Source organism: Pseudomonas sp. 32_A, from assembly GCF_017490905.1.
Lineage (GTDB): Bacteria > Pseudomonadota > Gammaproteobacteria > Pseudomonadales > Pseudomonadaceae > Aquipseudomonas > Aquipseudomonas inefficax.
Window position 1 is genome coordinate 40,364 of record NZ_JAFGYI010000020.1, and the last position, 18,581, is coordinate 58,944.

General features: G+C 63.1%; 12 protein-coding genes. 4 read left to right on the forward strand and 8 right to left on the reverse strand.

Annotated features, from left to right (window positions below; genetic code table 11):
- Positions 1-20 precede the first annotated feature (20 nt).
- Together J5M58_RS14305 and J5M58_RS14310 are read right to left on the reverse strand one after the other, a co-directional pair.
- Entirely contained in the window at positions 21-1,640 is a 1,620-nt protein-coding gene (locus J5M58_RS14305) for an NADP-dependent glyceraldehyde-3-phosphate dehydrogenase (RefSeq protein ID WP_112252492.1), read from the reverse strand.
- Positions 1,641-1,787: 147 nt separating this feature from the next.
- The gene (locus J5M58_RS14310; protein WP_207878512.1) at positions 1,788-5,615 is read right to left on the reverse strand and encodes a leucine-rich repeat domain-containing protein; all 3,828 of its coding nucleotides are present in this window, start codon (positions 5,613-5,615) and stop codon (positions 1,788-1,790) included.
- A 151-nt stretch (positions 5,616-5,766) separates the two neighbouring features.
- Here J5M58_RS14310 and J5M58_RS14315 point away from each other — a divergent pair, with 151 nt between their 5' ends.
- Positions 5,767-6,549, forward strand: a complete 783-nt coding sequence (locus tag J5M58_RS14315) for an AraC family transcriptional regulator (protein WP_207878515.1) — start codon at positions 5,767-5,769, stop codon at positions 6,547-6,549.
- Between the two features lie 116 nt (positions 6,550-6,665).
- Here the strand turns inward: J5M58_RS14315 and J5M58_RS14320 are convergent, their stop codons facing one another.
- A complete protein-coding gene (locus J5M58_RS14320) occupies positions 6,666-7,253 on the reverse strand; it encodes a LysE family translocator (RefSeq protein WP_207878518.1) in 588 nt (195 codons plus the stop codon).
- 412 nt (positions 7,254-7,665) lie between these two features.
- On the opposite strand from J5M58_RS14320, the gene J5M58_RS14325 reads away from it, so the two are divergent.
- Positions 7,666-9,237 carry a TerC family protein gene (locus tag J5M58_RS14325; protein ID WP_207878521.1) on the forward strand — a complete coding sequence of 524 codons (1,572 nt, stop codon included), beginning with the start codon at positions 7,666-7,668 and terminating at the stop codon, positions 9,235-9,237.
- On the opposite strand, the gene rarD is transcribed toward J5M58_RS14325, so the two are convergent.
- The gene (gene rarD, locus J5M58_RS14330) at positions 9,200-10,087 is read right to left on the reverse strand and encodes an EamA family transporter RarD (RefSeq protein ID WP_207878524.1); all 888 of its coding nucleotides are present in this window, start codon (positions 10,085-10,087) and stop codon (positions 9,200-9,202) included. The genes J5M58_RS14325 and rarD overlap by 38 nt on opposite strands.
- Positions 10,088-10,119: 32 nt before the next feature.
- Entirely contained in the window at positions 10,120-11,706 is a 1,587-nt protein-coding gene (locus J5M58_RS14335; protein ID WP_112252485.1) for an EAL domain-containing protein, read from the reverse strand.
- Positions 11,707-12,004: 298 nt separating this feature from the next.
- On the opposite strand from J5M58_RS14335, the gene hppD reads away from it, so the two are divergent.
- Complete coding sequence (hppD, locus tag J5M58_RS14340; RefSeq protein ID WP_112252484.1) at positions 12,005-13,081, forward strand: 4-hydroxyphenylpyruvate dioxygenase; 1,077 nt, start codon at positions 12,005-12,007, stop codon at positions 13,079-13,081.
- 37 nt (positions 13,082-13,118) lie between these two features.
- On the opposite strand, the gene J5M58_RS14345 is transcribed toward hppD, so the two are convergent.
- Together J5M58_RS14345 and J5M58_RS14350 are read right to left on the reverse strand one after the other, a co-directional pair.
- Positions 13,119-13,904 carry a CSS-motif domain-containing protein gene (locus J5M58_RS14345; RefSeq protein ID WP_243432346.1) on the reverse strand — a complete coding sequence of 262 codons (786 nt, stop codon included), beginning with the start codon at positions 13,902-13,904 and terminating at the stop codon, positions 13,119-13,121.
- 126 nt (positions 13,905-14,030) lie between these two features.
- On the reverse strand, positions 14,031-14,717 hold the full coding sequence (locus tag J5M58_RS14350; RefSeq protein WP_112252483.1) for a type 1 glutamine amidotransferase domain-containing protein: 687 nt from the start codon (positions 14,715-14,717) through the stop codon (positions 14,031-14,033).
- 174 nt (positions 14,718-14,891) lie between these two features.
- On the opposite strand from J5M58_RS14350, the gene J5M58_RS14355 reads away from it, so the two are divergent.
- Positions 14,892-16,958, forward strand: coding sequence for a PAS domain-containing sensor histidine kinase (locus J5M58_RS14355; protein ID WP_252379180.1), 2,067 nt, complete (start codon positions 14,892-14,894; stop codon positions 16,956-16,958).
- A gap of 6 nt (positions 16,959-16,964) precedes the next feature.
- Here the strand turns inward: J5M58_RS14355 and J5M58_RS14360 are convergent, their stop codons facing one another.
- Positions 16,965-18,581 carry a response regulator gene (locus J5M58_RS14360; RefSeq protein ID WP_112252481.1) on the reverse strand — a complete coding sequence of 539 codons (1,617 nt, stop codon included), beginning with the start codon at positions 18,579-18,581 and terminating at the stop codon, positions 16,965-16,967.

Below are 18,581 nucleotides of genomic sequence, written 5' to 3' on the forward strand. Positions count from 1 at the left end.
ATTCTCTATAAGCGTGGTGGTCAGAAGATGTAGTCGGTGGTCAGGAAACTCGACTGCCGGTTGCGAATGATCTCGCTGATCAATTCCTTGTTGGCTTCCTGGAAGCGCGTGGCGACCAGCGTGCGGATCGAGAACACACGCAGGGCGTCGTGTACCGACAGGGTGCCTTCGGCGCTGTTCTTGCGGCCGTTGAACGGGTAGGTGTCGGGGCCGCGCTGGCATTGCGCGTTGATGTTGATGCGCCCGACCTGGTTGGCAAAGATGTCGACCAGGCTGCCGATGGTCGCCGGGTCATTGCCGAACAGGCTCAATTGCTGGCCGTAGTCGGAGTCCAGTACATAGTCGATCACCGTCTGCAGGTCGCGGTAGGGCACAACCGGTACCAGCGGGCCGAACTGTTCCTCGTGGTAGACGCGCATGTCACTCTTCACCGGGTACAGCACGGCCGGGTAGAAGAACGAGCCACGGCTTTGCCCACCGCCTTCGTTGAGCACGCGTGCGCCCTTGACGGTGGCATCGGCGACCAGGCCGTCGAGGTAGTCGACCTTGCCGGGTTCGGGCAAAGGTGTCAGCGCCACGCCTGGCTCCCAGGGCATGCCAGGCTTGAGCGCGGCCAGCTTGCGCTGGAACTTGTCGAGGAAGGCATCGACCACGTCCTCGTGGACGAACAGGATCTTCAGCGCCGTGCAGCGCTGGCCATTGAACGACAGCGCACCGGTGACTGCCTCTTCGACGGCGTTGTCGAGGTCCACCTGGGGCAGCACGATTCCCGGGTTCTTGGCATCCAGCCCCAGCGCGGCGCGCAGCCGGTGCGGGCGCGGGTGCAGTTTTTTCAGGTCGCTGGCGGCCTTGTGCGTGCCGATGAAGGCGAACACATCGATTTTGCCGCTGGCCATCAGCGCGCTCACCGTTTCTCGGCCGCGGCCGTAGATGACGTTGATCACCCCCGGCGGGAAGCTGTCACGGAAGGCTTCGAGCAACGGCCGAATCAGCAGCACACCGAACTTGGCCGGCTTGAACACCACGGTGTTGCCCATGATCAGCGCCGGGATCAGCGTGGTGAAGGTTTCGTTCAGCGGGTAGTTGTATGGCCCCATGCACAGGGCCACGCCCAGCGGTGCACGGCGGATCTGGCCCAGCGTGCCCTGTTCCAGCTCGAAGCGGCTGGAGCGGCGGTCGAGGTCCTTGAGGGCATTGATGGTGTCGACGATGTAGTCGCAGGTGCGGTCGAATTCCTTTTCCGAATCCTTGAGGTTCTTGCCGATTTCCCACATCAGCAGCTTGACCACGGCCTGGCGCTGCTCACGCATGCGTGCCAGGAAGGTCTCGACGTGCTGGATGCGCTCGGCCACGCGCATGTTCGGCCAGGTACCGCGGCCTTTGTCGTAGGCCTGCACGGCGGCATCGAGGGCGGTGAGCGCGGTGTCGGCATCGAGCAGCGGGGCGCTGCCCAGTACCACCTGGTGCTCATCGTTACCCTCCTTGAGCCAGACCGGGCTGCGCACCGTGGCCAAGGGGCCGTCCCAGCGCCTCAGCTCGCCGTTCACCAGATAGTCGCGTTGTTCCAGGGGGGCTTCCAGGCGCCAGGCTTGCGGGATGTTCTCGGCGCTGGGGAAGAGTGAATCGAGCAGACGGTCCATGGGTACTGCACCTCACATTGCTGGGCTGATTTCGAGCCAGGTGAATCGCTTCAGCTTGGAGCATGCACCGGCTGCCGGAAAAACACCAGTCTGGCTTAACATGACCGTAAATGCCTGCCTGTTGCGCAGGCAGGCACCTGGGGACTGTCAAAGCGGGAGGTTGAACAGGTCGTACGGTGGGTGCGTCAGCCATTGCTGACGCAGGGCGGGGTTTGCATCGATCAGGGCCAGGCGCCGCCAGAACTCTTCACGCGCGTACCGCGGGTGAGACAAGAACGGTTCCAGATCCAGCAATGGCCTGAGGTCGCGCCGGTACTGCAGCGGTAATCGCTGCCACAGGGCCATTTCGGCCGGGCCGGTCTGTTCAAAGAATTCCAGGTAGTCGCCTTCGCACACCAACAGGTCAACCTGATGCACGGTATTGTAGGCCTCGATCTGCGCAAGCACAGGTGCGCCCAGCCACTCGCTTTCCAGGCGCAGGGCGTTCGCGACTGGCCGTGGTACGTTGAAACCATCTGGCAGCCGCAGCAACTGGTTGTCGCCAATATCCACGATGTTGGGCTCGATCATCTGGCTCAGGCCTTGTGGCAATTCGCTTAGCGCACAGTCATTCAGGAACAACGTCCTCAGGTAGGCCAGTTCGCGCAGGTCCGGGGCCTGCAGCAGCGGATTGCCCGAAAGGTCCAGCACCACAAGCCCGGAGCAGCGGTTCAATGCCTGCTGGGCCTGGGTACTCCAGGTAATGCGGTTGCCTTCCAGGTCCAGCCAGGCGAGGTGTTCAGGTCTGCCAAGGCGAGGCACGCTGTCGAACCGGCAGTCGGCCAGCAGCAAGCGATTGAGGTTGGGGAAGCGCTCGTAGAACTCGGCCGGCAACTGGCTGAGCGAACGGTTGTAGCTGAGTGACAGGTGTTGCACATGGGTGAAGTCGTCTGGCAAGGCCAGGCTGGCCAGGGCCTGGTTGTCCAGTTCCAGGCCGGACAGGTCCAGGCTGTGCAGGCGGCCACCCCCTTCAAGCGCTATGGTCGACAGCCGCCGCCAGGCGTTGATGATGGGGCGGATGGCCAGGTGCCGCTGGTGAGGATGCTGGGGATCGGGCCTGGCCCATTCATGCAGGTCGCGGCGCAAAGTATCCAGACGCTGCTGCAGGTCGTGCAGCCGCTGTGTGGGTGAGCGAATATCATCGGCGTAGAGGTTGTCCTCATCGTTGCCGAGCCAGTTTTCGAACTCCTGATCGGTGGCGTCCGGGAACAAGCGGCGATAGGCCCCGGCCAGCGAGCCTGCCAGGCGTGGCTGAGGCGGTTCGGGGGCCAACGGCCGCCCGCCGCGCAAGCCCCCCATGGGCTTGCGCAGTGCCGTTCGGTGCCCCCAGAGGCGCTGGGCCAGTGTCTCCCTGTGCTTGTCGACCCAATCCAGTACGTGCTGGCGTAGCGAACTGCCATCGGCGCTCGGAATACCCAGCATGTCGCGGTGCGAGCGTGACAGTGCCTGCTCTACGGCGCGGCAGAGGTCCGGATCACGCAGCGCAGGTGCAGGGCGCTCGCCCAGGTCGACCTCATAGCCTTCGACCGATTTGATCACCCGACGCAGGTGGGTGGCCTGGTCGCTGCCGACCTGCTCCAGCCGCGGGCCTTCAGGGCTGGCGCCGCGCAGCTCCAGGCGTACGTCCCCAGGCCAGTCGGGCATCGCATCCAGTGCGCTGAACAGCAGGCGTTCGCTATCGCTGCTGGCCCGGGCAGGCTGAAGCACGCCTTCCAGCGCGCGTACCAGGGGCAGCTCGCTGTGCACCTGCTCCAATGTCTGGCGGACCTGAATGGGCAGCTGACCCTGTTGTTGCCATGCCAGTGATTCAGTCTCGCCCAGTGGTGCCAGCAAACGCGTGGCCAAGGCAGGGGATAGCCGCGGATAGGTATCGAGCAGTTTCTGCGATGACGGGGTGATGGTCGCACTGCCGTCGTAGAGCTGCTGGAACAGGCCCGGCGAGGCCTCGTCGGCCAACGCCTCTACCTCGGCCTGTGCCGCCATGCGTTGCAGAACATCCAGTAACAGGGGCGGCGTTGGCTGGCCTTCCAGGTGCACCCGGCGCAAGCGCGCGGCGTCGACGCCACAGAGGCGGCCGGCCTGCGTCAGCTGTTCTGGGGTGAACGCCGCATATGGCTGGCCAAGACGGCGTACCAGCTTCGCGAATGGCCACTGGCCGGGCTGTTCATGCTGACCACGCCAGGCGCCTTGGCTGTTGTGCGCCAGCGGTGGCTGCCAGGCATCGGGCACCTCGGGGTGAATGGTCCGCCATTGCTGCAAATGGCTGTCGAAGCGTTGCTCGAAGAGTTGGCCGTCCATGCGGATGAAGTACCGGCCCTCGTACAGGTACTGGCCAAGTGCATTGGGCTGCAGGTTTTCGGGCAGTGTGACGGCACTGCGGTAGGGGGTGAGGTCTTCATTCCAGAGCCGGTAGCGGCCGTCGTTGCGGCGTACTTGCTGAAGGTTTTCCATCAACGGGCTGTTGAACAGCTTGGGTACCACCTTGCCCGCTGCCACGAAGGCACCGACAAGGGCCAGGTTCAGGCCTACCGCCTCCAGGTGGCGTAGCGCCAGGTGACGGTCGCCTTCATGCCAGGCCTCGTAGCCTTCGAAGGCCTCGCCGAGCAGCTGGCAGGCGGTGACGGCCAGCATCAGGGTGCCTGCACCTGGAATGAAGAACGCGGCGATATTGAGCGCATCCAGGCCAAGGCTTTCCCATTCCTCCAGGCGCCTGGCCCGTGCACTGGCATCGGCCGCCGCTGTCGGCACCGCCAGCAGGCTGGCTTCATGCTTGAGGCGGGCCAGGTGCAGGTCCTGGTAGTGGCCGAATGGCTCGGCCGTGATGGCCACGCGCGTGGGGCGCAGGTCGGCATGCGCTGCGCGCTGCCAAGGGCGGTCGTAGGCAGTGTTGCCTGTGACGTCAAGGTTTTGCCGCAGCAGGTCGAGAAAATGCGTCCGCTCGTCCTGCCTGATGTAGGGCATGAAGGCCTGGCGGGCATCGGGCTCCAGCAGCAAGGTCGCCAGTGTGTCGTGTACCGCGTCCAGGTTGTTGCATTGGCGCAGGGCCGGGTCATGGCCGGGCAAGTACAGCGCCAGCCCCGCACTGCCGGCATCGATCAGCATGACTTCTTGCAGCTCGGTGCCGAACAGCGCCAGTTGCCAGCATCTCACCGCGCCACCCTGTAGCAACTGTTCGACCTGATCGCGCGTGCTGCCGTCAAGCAGGTGCCGCAGATAGGCAAGGTCGGCCGCCAGGCGCAGGCGGTCTTGCTGCACCCTGATGGCCAAGGCTCGGGTAGCGGGTCGGGCGAAGTGCTGCTCCAGGTGGGCCTGGTAAGCGCTACCCAGGTCCAGGTCGCGGCACATTGTGGCAAAGGTGGCCGGGGCAAGTGGCAGGCGGTCAACCTGGTAGCGCTCGGATGTAAGCGCAAAGTGCGCTACCGGTACTTGCATGCCAAGTGGGGCCGAGCCTTGTACTTGGACCGCTGTTACCTGAATGCTGCGGCTTGGGGCAATGGCACTTTCGGAAGTGAAGACCTCATCGTCGGCGAAGTTCTGCAGGGCGGCCTGTAGCAGGTTGTCGCGACGATGGCGGTACAGATAACGCAGGCCAATCCAGTGCCAGTCGCGTTCGACCCGCAGCAGCTCGGTGGAGCGCAACGGCGCATGAAAGCCTAGTGCGGCAAGACTGCCCTGCAGCAATGGTTCTGCGAACTCGGCGATCTGTTTCAGCCCTTTGAGCGCGCGGGCCAAGGCCGCTTGCGAATGTATCAGGCGCGCCTGGCTGGCATGCACCGCCTGGCGCAGGTCGGGAGCTGCATTGGCAAACCAGTCCTGCGTCTGCCATGGGGCGGTCTGGGTTTGCTTCAGCGCGGCCCACTGGTCGGGGGCTGCCTGGCGGGCCCAGTATGGCAGCTGCGCCTCGAGCAAGGGTTGATGGGGGTTGTTGGCCGGCATGACGATGCTCCTTTATGAAAAGGAGGCATCAAACGCTATTCCTTTGAAGCCAAGTGGTAATGGGATAACGCGACTTGCAGATATTGAGGACCTGTTACGGCGATAGGACGTGTACTATCCAGGCGCAGGACAGCGGCGAGCGGGGTGAGGGATGATCGAGGTATCACGGTTCTGGCGCGACCCGGCGTTGCCTTTCGTCGAAGCCCGGCGGGTAGGGGACGGGCGCCAGGTGTGCTACGCCGCGCATTCCCACGAGAGCTTTTCCATCGGGGTGATAACGGGTGGGCGCAGCTCCTACCTGTACGGTGACCGGTGCATCGAGGTGGCGGCTGGTTCCACGGTGCTGATGAACCCGGGTGTGGTGCATGCTTGCAATCCCATCGACGGGGAGCCTTGGTCTTACCTGATGTTGTTCGTCGATATGCCCTGGTTGCAGGCGCTGGGGTTTACCTTGCCGGCCCAGGCCTGGAGCCGCTCGCCGGTGTTGTACCAGGGCCTTTTGCAGGCCTGTGCCGACCTGTTCGACGCCAGCGTGCCAGACCGGGAAGGGCGCCTGGCGGCGCTGTTTGGTGCCTTGCCGGGGTTGCTTGGCGGTAATGCCAGCGTCAACGACGATCGCAACCCGCGGCTGGATGCGGCGGCAGCGTTCATACGCGCCCATCGTGGCGACCCGCTGAGCCTGGACGACATCTGCGCGGCATGCGGGCTGTCGCGTTCCTACCTGATTCGCGCGTTCCGCCAACGCTTCGGGCTGACGCCACATGGCTACCTGCTCGACCAGCGCGTGCAGCTGGCCAGGGCGCAACTGCGCCAGGGCCGGGCAATTGCCGAGGTGGCGCAGGAGGCCGGGTTTGCCGACCAGGCGCACCTGCAGCGGGCCTTCAAGCGGCACCTGGCGACGACGCCGGGGCATTACCGCAATGCACTTGGCTGAGTGGCCATGTTGGCGTCACTGTACCTGTGGGAGCGCCAACTTTTAGAATTTGAGCAAGACAGTTGCTCCCCCCAGGTACTGCGCAGGTCTTGAGGCCAGCGACAGGGTCGGTGCAGCTAGCCTTGAATGACCAGATAAACCGCACTGCCCACGAGCAGCAGCGCCAAGCTCCGATTCAGCAGGCGCATGTGCCGTGGGTTGCCCAGGTACTGGCGAACCACGCTTCCGGCCCACGCCCAGCTGGCCACCGAAATGAAGCAGATCGGTCCGTAGATCCAGGCAAACAGCCACAGCAACTGCTGCTCACCGCCGGTGTAGGCACCCACCCCGGCCACCGCTGCCAGCCATGCCTTGGGGTTGAGCCATTGCATCGCCGCGCCGTGCCAGGCCGAGGGGGCCTGGGAGTGATGTGCAGCAACCAGCTGACCGTCATCGCTGGCCAGCTTCCATGCCATGTACAGCAGGAACGCCACGCCGCCCCAGTGCAACAGCAGGCCAAGCAAAGGCCAGCGCAGCAACAACTGATGCAGGCCCAGCCCGACCAGCACCAGCAACAGGCAGAAACCCAGCGTGGCGCCAGCCACATGCGCAAGGCTCGCACGCAAGCCATGGCGGGCACCGCTGCCCAGCGCGACGATGTTGACCGGGCCGGGGGAGATCGAAGCCGCCAGTGCGAAAGCGGCCATGGATAGAGACAGGCTCATGAGGATGATCCGTTTGGTTGAAGGTGGCCTCAATGCTCGGCCAGTGACAGCCTGCGGTATTGAAGGAAAGTACCCATATCGGCCTTATGCCTTTCTGTGGGAGCGGCCTTGCGTCGCGAAAGGGCCGCAGAGCGGCCCCAGCGATTTGCAGAGATGCTGCAATCCCAGGGGCTGCTGCGCAGCCCTTTCGCGACGCAAGGCCGCTCCCACAGGTGGAGGCGTGGCTTTAGAGGCGTTGTTACAGGTTTTGTAATAGTTTTGCACTATTACGAATAGCTGCTGTGCTTGTAGGATCATTTTCCCAATTTGCAATCAAGGTCTATATGAGCACCTTCGCGGAGCCCCCCAGTCCCCAGCCTTCAAGGCCTTCCTTCTTCCGTCCTCGTGACGCTGCCCTCGTGAGTACCCGCTAATGGAATGGCTAGCCGACCCCACGGCCTGGCTGGGCCTGCTGACGCTTATCGTCCTCGAACTGGTGCTGGGTATTGACAACCTGGTGTTCATCGCCATTCTCGCCGACAAGCTGCCACCGCATCAGCGCGACCGCGCGCGGGTCATTGGCCTGAGCCTGGCGTTGATCATGCGCCTGGGCCTGTTGGCCAGTATCTCGTGGATGGTCACCCTGACCGCGCCGTTGTTCGAGGTGTTCGACAAGAGCTTCTCGGGCCGCGACCTGATCATGCTGTTCGGTGGCGTGTTCCTGCTGTTCAAGGCCACCATGGAGCTGCACGAACGGCTGGAAGGCCACGTGGCCCAGGCCAGCGGCGCAGTGCGCCATGCTGCGTTCTGGCCGATCGTCGCGCAGATCGTGGTGCTCGATGCGGTGTTCTCGCTAGACGCGGTAATTACCGCGGTGGGCATGGTCGAACATTTGTCGGTGATGATGATCGCGGTGATCTTCTCGATCGGTATCATGATCGTTGCCAGCAAGCCGCTGACCCGCTTCGTCAACGCCCACCCCACGGTGATCATGCTGTGCCTGGGCTTCCTGATGATGATCGGCTTCAGCCTCACCGCCGAAGGCCTGGGCTTCCATATCCCGAAAGGTTACCTGTACGCGGCCATCGGCTTCTCGATCCTGATCGAGCTGTTCAACCAGTTGGCCCGTGCCCGCCGCAAGCGCAGCCTGCAGCAGCACCGGCCGCTGCGTGAGCGCACCGCGCATGCCGTGCTGCGCCTGCTGGGTGGCCGCCGGGTCGAGGCCGACGAGGTGGGCGAGGAAATCGCCGACCTGGTCGAAGGTGGTGAGGAGCAGGTGCTGTTCGACCGCCGTGAACGCGTGATGATCAGTGGCGTGCTGAACCTGGCCGAGCGGCCGATCCGCACGGTGATGACTGCCCGCACCGAGGTCGATGTGATCGACCTGGCGCAGCCGGCCGACGCCATTGCACAGGCCCTGGCCAATTCGCCGTACTCGCGCTTGCCAGTGATTCGCGACGGGCGCGTGGACGAGCCACTGGGCTTCGTGCACAAGAAGGAGCTGCTCAAGGAGCTGCTGTCGGGCAGCCAGCCTGACCTGGAAGGCATGGCCCGGGTACCGCTGAACCTGCTGGAAAGCTTCAGCATCCTCAATGCCCTGGAGCAGATGCGAAGCCAGTCGACGCACATTGCCTTCGTGGTCAACGAATTCGGTGACTTCACCGGCCTGCTGACCATGACCGATATCCTCGAGTCGATTGCCGGCGAGTTGCCGGATGCCAGCGAGGTCGAAGGCCCGGGCATCGTCCAGGAAGGTGAAGGTTTTGTGGTCAGCGGTGCATTGAACCTGAGCCAGGTGCAGGCCCGTACCGGCTTCAGCGCCCGCGCCACCGAGGACTACCAGACCCTCGCGGGCCTGGTGATGAGCCTGCTCGACCGCTTGCCCATGGTCGGTGACCGCCTGGCCTGGAATGGCTGGACGCTGACCGTGGAGGCGGTCGAGGAGCGGCGGGTGCGCCAGGTTCGGCTTACACCGACCGGCGACGTTGACGCAGCAGGTGCTTGAAGCCCTCGATCACCAGCACCAGCACCGCGGCCCAGATCGGCAGGTAGGTCAGCCACTGATCCGGGCCGATGGTTTCGCCAAGCAGCAGCGCCACGCCTACCAGCAGCACCGGCTCGACGTAGCTGAGCAGGCCGAACAGGCTGAACGGCAGCAGGCGGCTGGCAAGCACGTAGGCGATCAAGGCCGAGGCGCTGATCGCCCCCAGGATCGGGATCAACGCATACAGCCCGGGGTGTGCCTGTAGGTCGGCAGGGGAGAGTGGGCCCTGGATCACGAAGTACAACGCCCAGGGCAACAGCAGGCACATGTCGCACCACAGGCCGCCCAGGTGGTCGGTGCGGCAGCGCTTGCGCAACACGAAATAGATCGGGTAGCCGATCGTTACCAACAGGGTTTCCCAGGCGAAACTGCCATTCTGGTACAGCTCGTGGCCCACGCCCAGCGCGGCGCAGGCCACGGCCACCTTCTGCAGGCGTGACAGGCGCTCGCCATACACCAGCCGGCCGGTCAGGACCATGGCCAGCGGCAGCAGGAAGTAACCCATCGACACTTCCAGGCTGCGCCCGTGCAGGGGCGCCCAGAGAAACAGCCACAGCTGCACGCCCATCAGCCACGATGTGCCGAGCATGCCCAGCAACAGCAGCGGCGTGCGTTTTACCCGGGTGAGCAGTTCGCCCACTCGTTTCCAGTCTTTCGAGACAAGCATGAACAGGGTCAGGCAGGGTAGCGTCAACAGGGTGCGCCAGCCAAAGATCTCTTCGCCATCGAGTGGCGTGAGCAGAGAGGTATAGAAGTACATCACGGCGAACAGACAGGACGCCATGACCGACGAAAGAATGCCTTTTGACACGAATGCCTCGAATAGGAAATTGAGCGGGTGGATCAGCCGCGCATGATCTCAGGGGGCGCGGCTTGCGGCAACCGCGACGCAGCCGGGCGTGCCGCCAGTGCTTCGAGGAACTGGGCAGCCGGCATTGGCCGGGCGAACAGGTAGCCCTGCTGGAAGTCCACCTCGTGACGGGCCAGGTAGTCGCGCTGGGCTTCTGTTTCCACGCCCTCGGCAACGATGCCCAGGCCCAGCTTGGCGGACAGCTCGATGATGGTCTCGAGGATGTGCACCGACAGCGCGTCACCACCGATCATGGCGACGAAGCTCTGGTCGATCTTCAGGTAGTCGACCTTGAACTGGCGCAGGTAGTTGAGGCTTGACTGGCCGGTGCCGAAGTCGTCCAGGGCGATCTTCACACCCATGGCGTCGAGCTTCTCGAACAGTTCCAGAGTCACCGGCGTGGCCTCGATCAGCTTGCGCTCGGTCAGCTCCAGGGTCAGCACCACCCGGCCTGGCGGGAAGTGCTGGAGAAAGGTGCGGCAGTCGTCCAGCAGGCTGAAGTCGCGACAGTGGTCGGCAGTGATGTTGATGCCGATATGGAAACCGTCCTCCAGCAGCCCGGCATAGGGTGCCAGGTTCTGGGCAGTGTGCATCATCAGCGCACGGGTCATGGCAACGATCTGCCCGCTGTGTTCGGCGTAGGGGATGAACAGGTCGGGGCGTACCAGGCCTTCGCGCGGGTGGTTCCAGCGCATCAGCACTTCGGCGCCGGCCCAGCGGTAATCGCCCTTGCGCACCACCGGCTGGAAGTACGGCAGGAACTCGTCGGCCTCCAGCGCCCGGCGCAGTTCGGCACGCGGCGAGTTGGCGCGGCGAACCTGCCAGCGGCACACCAGGGCGGCTACCGCGCCCAGTACCAGCAGCAAGGCGAACAGGGCGGGGTAGTGGCTGCGCCACAGCTGGCCCTGCCTGTCGGCGCCATAGCCGCCCTGCACGCTGAACGGGTAACGGGTCGAGCCCAGCAGTACATTTGCGCTGGCCGCGGCCGGCGGCAAGCCTTTGTGCACGATGCCATCCTTGCCCAGCCAGGCATCGCCCACGCGGATGTGCAGATCTTCATCGGGGCCGATCAGGCGCAGCGCCGTCAGCAGGTGGTCGCCATCCACCGTACTGATTGCGCCGCGGTCGCCGTCGCTGGCTCGATACACCAGCAGCGGGTGGCCGGGGGTGACCGAGTTGCCGTCCATCAGCCACAGCTTGCCGTCAATATAGTCGCCGGGGTTGACCGGCTCGTCGAACGCGCCGAACAGCGAGGTGCAATAAAGGGCGTTGTGCCGGAACAGGTTGGTCGAGCGGACGAAGGCGTTGCGCGTGACCTGGGCGCGCAGCATGAGCTGGGCCTCGTCGCACGGGCTGTCGGCAAGCGGCAGCAGGGCATTGGCAGCGCTGGACAGGTTGTCGAGAATGCGCTCGACATGCTCCACCACTTGGCGCGCGGTGGCCTGGCTGCTGGCCTGCATTTCGCGCTCGATCTGCCAGTTCATCACGGCCAGGCCGCACGCCACCGGCAGCACGCCGACGACCCAAGGCAACAGGGTGCGCCAGCTGAGGCGAGCGCGGCGTTTTACGGAAAGGGGCATGCTGACCTGATCTGTAGGAGGATTACGAGAGGATAGCCGCTTGTCGGAACCCGTGAGCAACTAAAGCGCGACAAACCATTTTACGCAATGTAGAATCGATTTACGAATACAACAATAAGGTCCTTCGATACCGGAGGATCAAGCCCGCCGAGAATGGGTCCATATGACATACCATGGGTTCAAGCTGTTAATAGGTGATTTCCTCGCCCGCAGCGTGCGGGGTATCCCTTGCTCACCACCGTTTCCGTGCCACATCCCGCGCAATCAATAATTTTTCGCTGCAGATGAGGACACGAACATGGCTGATATATTCGACAATCCAATGGGCCTGATGGGCTTCGAGTTCATCGAACTGGCTTCGCCTACCCCTGGCGTACTCGAGCCGGTATTCCAGATGCTGGGCTTCACCAAGGTGGCAACCCACCGTTCCAAGGATGTGCACCTGTATCGGCAGGGTGGCATCAACCTGATCCTGAACAACGAACCCAAGAGCATCGCCTCGTACTTCGCCGCCGAACACGGCCCGTCGGTATGCGGCATGGCGTTCCGTGTGCGAAACGCCCATGAGGCCTATGCCCGCGCCCTGGAACTGGGCGCCCAGCCGGTGGAAATCGAGACCGGCCCGATGGAGCTGCGCCTGCCGGCGATCAAGGGCATCGGCGGTGCGCCGCTGTACCTGATCGACCGTTTCGAGGAAGGCAGCTCGATCTACGATATCGACTTCAAGTTCATCGAAGGTGTGGACCGCAACCCGGTGGGTGCCGGCCTGAAAATTATCGACCACCTCACCCACAACGTCTATCGCGGGCGCATGTCGTACTGGGCCGGCTTCTACGAGAAACTGTTCAACTTCCGTGAAATCCGCTATTTCGATATCAAAGGTGAGTACACCGGGCTGACTTCGCGTGCCATGACCGCACCGGATGGCATGATCCGCATTCCGCTGAACGAAGAATCGTCCAAGGGCTCCGGGCAGATCGAAGAGTTCCTGATGCAGTTCAACGGTGAAGGCATCCAGCATGTCGCCTTCCTGACCGATGACCTGCTCAAGACCTGGGACGCCCTCAAGGGCTTCGGCATGCGCTTCATGACTGCACCGCCGCAAACCTACTACGAGATGCTCGAAGAGCGCCTGCCGGGTCACGGCGAGCCGGTAGACCAGTTGCAGGCACGTGGCATCCTCCTCGATGGCGCCTCCCAGTCTGACGACAAGCGCCTGCTGCTGCAGATCTTCTCCGAGACCCTGCTCGGCCCGGTGTTCTTCGAGTTCATCCAGCGCAAGGGTGATGACGGCTTTGGCGAGGGCAACTTCAAGGCCTTGTTCGAGTCCATCGAGCGCGACCAGGTACGCCGTGGTGTGCTGAGCACCGACTGAACCAAGGGTACCGCCGTCACGCTCGATGGCGGCGGTATCAACCCTTCTTCTTGCGCGAACTGGTCAGGCCCAGGTACATGATGAACATGCTGGCCACCCCGACCAGTACCAGCGAAGGCAGTACCTGATGCAGGGAGACGCGAAACTCCTGGGCGGCGTACCCTTTGGGGTAGCCACCGATCACCACGTAGCCATATTTCTCGGATACCGTCTGCTCGGTGAATTCGACCTGGGAGGGGCGTTGTGCATCGCGGCTGTCTCCCTCGCTCCAGATATACAGGTCGTTGAATTCCAGCAGCAATGTCAGGCCGTCCTGGAAGGCACGCAGTTCGTCACGCAACTGCCGACCGTACGCTGTTGCGATTATTCCGGGGTCGCTGTCTGGTTTCTGGATCTTTATGATCGCCGCGTTAGGCGATGATGGTGCGTCGAATGCCAGTTGCGTTTGCCGTCCGGACAGGGAAAAAGCCGAGATATGCGCCAAAGGGTCCATGTCCGTCGCACAATACGCTTGTTGGCCGCGGGTGAGTATCAATGAGCGAAGATGCGGGTTGTTGGCAACTCTCTGCTCCAGGATGGCGAGCACTTCCTCACATGGCTTGCCTGCCAATGGCAGGATCGAGTCCAGATCGGCTTCCATGCGGCCCAGTGCCTGATCGATGCTGAAAACAGCCTCTTGAACGGAAACCTTGGCATTTTCCTCAAGTTTTTTGTCCAGCTGATAGTCCATTACCAGTAACCCGGATAGCACCGGTATTGCGCCGATGGACAATATCAACAGTAATTTTCGCCAGTTGATGCCGACACTCGGTATTGCTGCCATAGGACCGCCGCTCCGTTGAACCTTGCTGTTCGGGTTGAACAGGTCAGCGCTGATCCTATGTACTTGATGAAGCTTCGGCTGTAGGCCAAAAGTGTTGCGGTTTTACAGAAAAGCAGAACCTGGTTGTCAGCCTCGCTTCAATCTATCGAGCACTTTTTCCGCCAGCAGGGCCGTGGAAGCCGGGTTCTGCCCGGTGATCAGCCGATCATCGGCCACCACGAACGGCTGCCAGGGGTCATCATGCTTGCTGTAGGTACCGCCGCGGGCGCGCAGCTCGTTTTCGGTCAGGAAGGGGACCACCTTGTCCAGCTCGGCCAATTTCTCCTCGGTATTGGAGAAGCCGGTCACCTGACGGCCCTTGAGCAACAGGCTGTTGTCGCTGAGCTTGATGTTCAGCAGGCCGACAACGCCATGGCAGACCGCTGCGACTATGCCCTTGTGCTCGTAGACCCGACGGGCCAGCTCTTGCAGCGGCTGGTTGTCGGGAAAGTCATACATTACGCCGTGCCCACCGGTGTAGTAGATGACGCTGTACTCCTCGGCCTTCACCTGGCCAGGGCTCGAGGTGTTGCCCAGACGGGCCATGAAGCGCTTGTCGTCATACCACTGCCAATCCAGGTCGGGGGCCATCTGCAGGCTATGCGGGTCGACAGGCACGTAGCCGCCCAGCGGGCTGACGTAATCGACCGAGTAACCGGCTTTTTCGACTTGTTCGACAAAATGCGCAGCTTCCCCCAGCCATAACCCGGTCGCCCGCTTGAGGGCCGGATACTTGGCTGTATTGGTCAGCACCACCAGCATCTTCTTGCTCATGACCATGCTCCCGTCGGCAACCTGAATGGGCCGTTGCTCCGTGGCCCGAGGGAAAACCTAATGAGCATAGCTCTCAGGTGCCAGTACGCCATATTGCGCGGCGTGTGTTGTGCTAACGTGAATCACATCCACGGGGCGCCCGTACTTTCCCTGAACCATGCTGGAGTCACGATAGTGGTCGCAAATGGTACGCCGCCCGAGCCTGCGTCGAAGGTCATCCTGCAGCCGCCTGTGCCGGCACCCGTCGACCTCATGGGCGAACGGATCGTTCGGTTCGATTGGGGCAGCACATCGCTCGGGCCGCTGCCGCGCTGGTCGGCCTCGCTGCGCATTGCCGTCGACGTGATGCACTTGTCGCCGTTACCGTGCGCCGTGGTCTGGGGGCCAGACCTGTGCGTGGTCCACAATGAAGGCTACCGGGCATTGCGGCCGGTTGCCCCGGACGCATTGGGCATGGCCTTCGATGCGCTGTGGAGCGATGTATGGCCGGCGATGGGCCCCTGGGTTTTCAAGGCACTCGATGGGCACTCCAGCTTTGTCGAGGACCCACCACTGCGTATTGTCAGCGGCGAGGGCGGGGAGCCGTTGTGGTGTGCGTTCGGCTTCACACCGTTGCACGATGAGTTGGGCAACGTGGCAGGGTTTCTGCACGCGGTGATCGAGACCACGGCCAGCGTCGAGGCGCACCGCCGCTGGCGGGAGCAGGCGCAAGGCTTCGAGCGGCAGGTCGAGCGACACCAGCTAGAGCGCGAGCAGTTCTGGCAGTTGTCGCGTGATGCGATGATCACGGTTACACCCGAGCTTAAGGTGCATGCCGCCAACCCCGCCTTGTACCGTACTCTGGGCTGGGCCGAGGAGCAGATACGGGGCATACCGGTGCTGGACTTGGTACATCCGGCGGATCGCGCCGAGGTTCAGGTGGCGATTTCCGGGTGCCTGCAATACCGCAATGCCGAGCAGATAGAGACGCGCCTGCGCCACCTCGATGGCCATTACCATTGTTTTCGCTGGAGTGCACGGTTCGATGGCAGCCTGCTGACTGCCGTAGGCCGGGACATTACCGAGGAACGTGAGGAGGCCGCTCGTCAATCCGAAGCCCTGATGCGCAACAACGAACGCCTGGAGTTGGTCGGCCAGTTGGCCGGGGGCATGGGACATGAGCTGAACAACTTGTTGTCCGGCATCGGCGGCAGCCTCGAGTTGCTGCAACTGCGCCTGCAGGAAGGCCGGCTGGAGCGGGTAGAGGCCTATGTCGAGGTGGCGCATGATTCGGTGCAGCGTGCCATGGAGCTGACCCATCGCTTGCTGGCGTTTTCACGTCATCAACCTTTGGCGCCCAGGCCGTTGGACTTCAACCGGCAATTGCGCCTGAGCGAACCACTGCTGCGGAGCACGCTGGGCGCGGAGATGCGTTTGCACTGGCAGCTGGATGTCACGCCGTGGGCGGTGAACCTTGATGTTTGCCAGCTTGAAAATGCCTTGATCAATCTTTGCGCCAATGCCCGCGAAGCGTGCCTGGAACGCGGTAATGTCACGCTGCGCAGCTTCAACCAGCGGCTGACGACGTGGTTCCCGGATGAGGGTGGCCTGCCGCCAGGCGACTACGTTGCCTTGCATGTGGAGGATGATGGCCATGGCATGTCGCCGGTGGACATTGCCAGGGCCTTCGAACCGTTCTTCACCACCAAGCCGATCGGGCATGGCTCAGGCCTTGGCTTGTCGATGGTGTATGGTTTTGTCGGCCAGTCGGGGGGCTACGCCTGGATCGAGTCGGCGCCGAACCAGGGCACCAAGGTCTGCATGCTTTTTCCAAGGTGCCTTGATTCGGTACCTGAGGCGCCCGCGGTGGTGCAGCGCTCGCAGCGCATGGCCGGCGGGCAGCGCCTGTTGCTGGTGGATGACGAACTCGGTTTGCGTGCGGTAATGCGCGAATACCTGACCGAGCGTGGTTTCGAAGTCATTGATGTGGGCGACGCCAATAGTGCACTGGAGCGCTTTCACCATGACGGCCGGTACGACCTGGTGGTTACCGATGTCGGCTTGCCGGGTGGTTTCAGTGGCCATCAGATGGCCAAGGCCATGCGCATGCAGTCGCCGCTGCAGAAGATCCTGTTCATCACCGGTTACGCGGGCCAGCCGATCGATGCGCAGCTGCTCGAACAGCCGGGCACGGCATTGATGAACAAGCCGTTCCCGCTGGCGGACCTTTTTGATGAGGCGCTACGTTTGCTCGAGGCGTGATGTGGTTCAGTGCTTGCCCAGTATCTGGGTCACCTGGGCCTGCAGCTGCTTCAGCTCGAAGGGCTTGCAGATCAAATGCATCCCCGCCTCCAGGAAACCCTCGCGGGCCATGGCCGTTTCCGCATAGCCGGTGATGAACAAGACCGGCAGGCGTGGGCGCAGGCTGCGTGCGATTTCGGCCAACTGGCGGCCATTCATGCCGGGCAAACCGACATCGCTGACCAACAGATCCACCGGTTGGGTCGAGCGCAGTACCTTCAGGCCCTCATTGGCATCGGCGGCACTGTGGCAGGCGAAGCCATCCTCGCGCAGAGCCTGGCACAGCAATTGGCGTACATGCGGGTCGTCCTCGACAACCAGCACGTGATGGCCCTGATAACCTCGCACGGGCTGTACGGGTTTGACCGGTGCCTGGCCCTGGTCGACATGGCGCGGAAGGTACAAGTCCACCCGGGTCCCTTGGCCGATCTGGCTGTGCAGGGTGACATGGCCACGGGATTGCTTGCTGAAGCCGTACACCATCGACAGGCCCAGGCCAATGCCCTGGCCGATCGCCTTGGTGCTGAAGAACGGCTCGAAGGCATGCTCCAGCGTGCTTTGCGCCATGCCCTGGCCGTCATCGATGATGCGCAGGCGTATATAGTCGCCGGCGCACAGGGCACCGCCGGGGAATTGCCCAGCGCCGATGTGCTGGTTACTTGCCTCGATGCGCAATTGGCCACCATTGGGCATGGCTTCGCAGGCATTGAGCAGCAGGTTTTCGAGGGCTTCGTGCAACTGCTGGTCATCGGCTTCTACGGACCACAGGCCCTTGTCGATTTGCACCTGCAGGGTCACGGCCGCGGTAAGGCAAGCCATCAGGCGCTTTGTCTGGAGCAGATCGTGCAGGTCTATCTGCTGGCTGTGCAGCGATTGCCGAGAAGAGAAGGCCAGCAGGCGGTGGGTCAGACGGGCTGCGCGGGACACCGCCTCGCGGCCCATGCGCAGCACGTTCTCCAGGCCATCGCTACGGCCCTGGCGCAAGCGCCGGTCGATCAGCTCGAAGCTGCCGCCAATGCTGGTGAGCAGGTTGTTGAAGTCATGGGCGACCCCACCGGCCAGTTGGCCGATGGCCTCCATCTTGCGCGTCTGGTGGCGGGCAAACTCGCTGCGCTGCTGCGCTTCGCCGGGAGGTGCGGCCTGGGCGTCAAGCCGTTGCTGCAGGGTCTGCAACTGGTCGCGCGCCAGATACTGGCGGCGCCGGTTGCGCAGGGCGGACTGGGTCACGTGCAGCAGCTGGGTGTTTTCGAACGGTGCGGCCAGCACGACCAGATTGCCCACCGGGTGGTTGGTCGAGCCCTTGGCTGCTGGGTCCCCTTGACCGAGCAGTACGACGGGCAGGTCCGACCAGCACGGTTGCTGGTCGATGAATGCCTGCAGCAATGCGCTTGGGCCCTGCTCGAATACCTGCTCGGCAATGATCGCCAGGCCCGCGCCTTCGGCCAGGCGGGCTTGCAGGTTGGCCAGGTCGACCGCGCACAGGCTGTCTATGCCCGCGCAAGCGAGCAGGCGCGCAATATCCGCGGCTATCGGCGGGGGCGCCAGGATCAATGCACGTTCGTCCAGCGCCAACGAACTGGCCAA

Coding starts and splice junctions, on each gene's coding strand:
- J5M58_RS14305 (WP_112252492.1), bottom strand. CDS start 1,640: ATGGACCGTCTGCTCGATTCACTCTTCCCCAGCGCCGAGAACATCCCG.
- J5M58_RS14310 (WP_207878512.1), bottom strand. CDS start 5,615: ATGCCGGCCAACAACCCCCATCAACCCTTGCTCGAGGCGCAGCTGCCA.
- J5M58_RS14315 (WP_207878515.1), top strand. CDS start 5,767: ATGATCGAGGTATCACGGTTCTGGCGCGACCCGGCGTTGCCTTTCGTC.
- J5M58_RS14320 (WP_207878518.1), bottom strand. CDS start 7,253: ATGAGCCTGTCTCTATCCATGGCCGCTTTCGCACTGGCGGCTTCGATC.
- J5M58_RS14325 (WP_207878521.1), top strand. CDS start 7,666: ATGGAATGGCTAGCCGACCCCACGGCCTGGCTGGGCCTGCTGACGCTT.
- J5M58_RS14335 (WP_112252485.1), bottom strand. CDS start 11,706: ATGCCCCTTTCCGTAAAACGCCGCGCTCGCCTCAGCTGGCGCACCCTG.
- hppD (WP_112252484.1), top strand. CDS start 12,005: ATGGCTGATATATTCGACAATCCAATGGGCCTGATGGGCTTCGAGTTC.
- J5M58_RS14345 (WP_243432346.1), bottom strand. CDS start 13,904: ATGGCAGCAATACCGAGTGTCGGCATCAACTGGCGAAAATTACTGTTG.
- J5M58_RS14350 (WP_112252483.1), bottom strand. CDS start 14,717: ATGAGCAAGAAGATGCTGGTGGTGCTGACCAATACAGCCAAGTATCCG.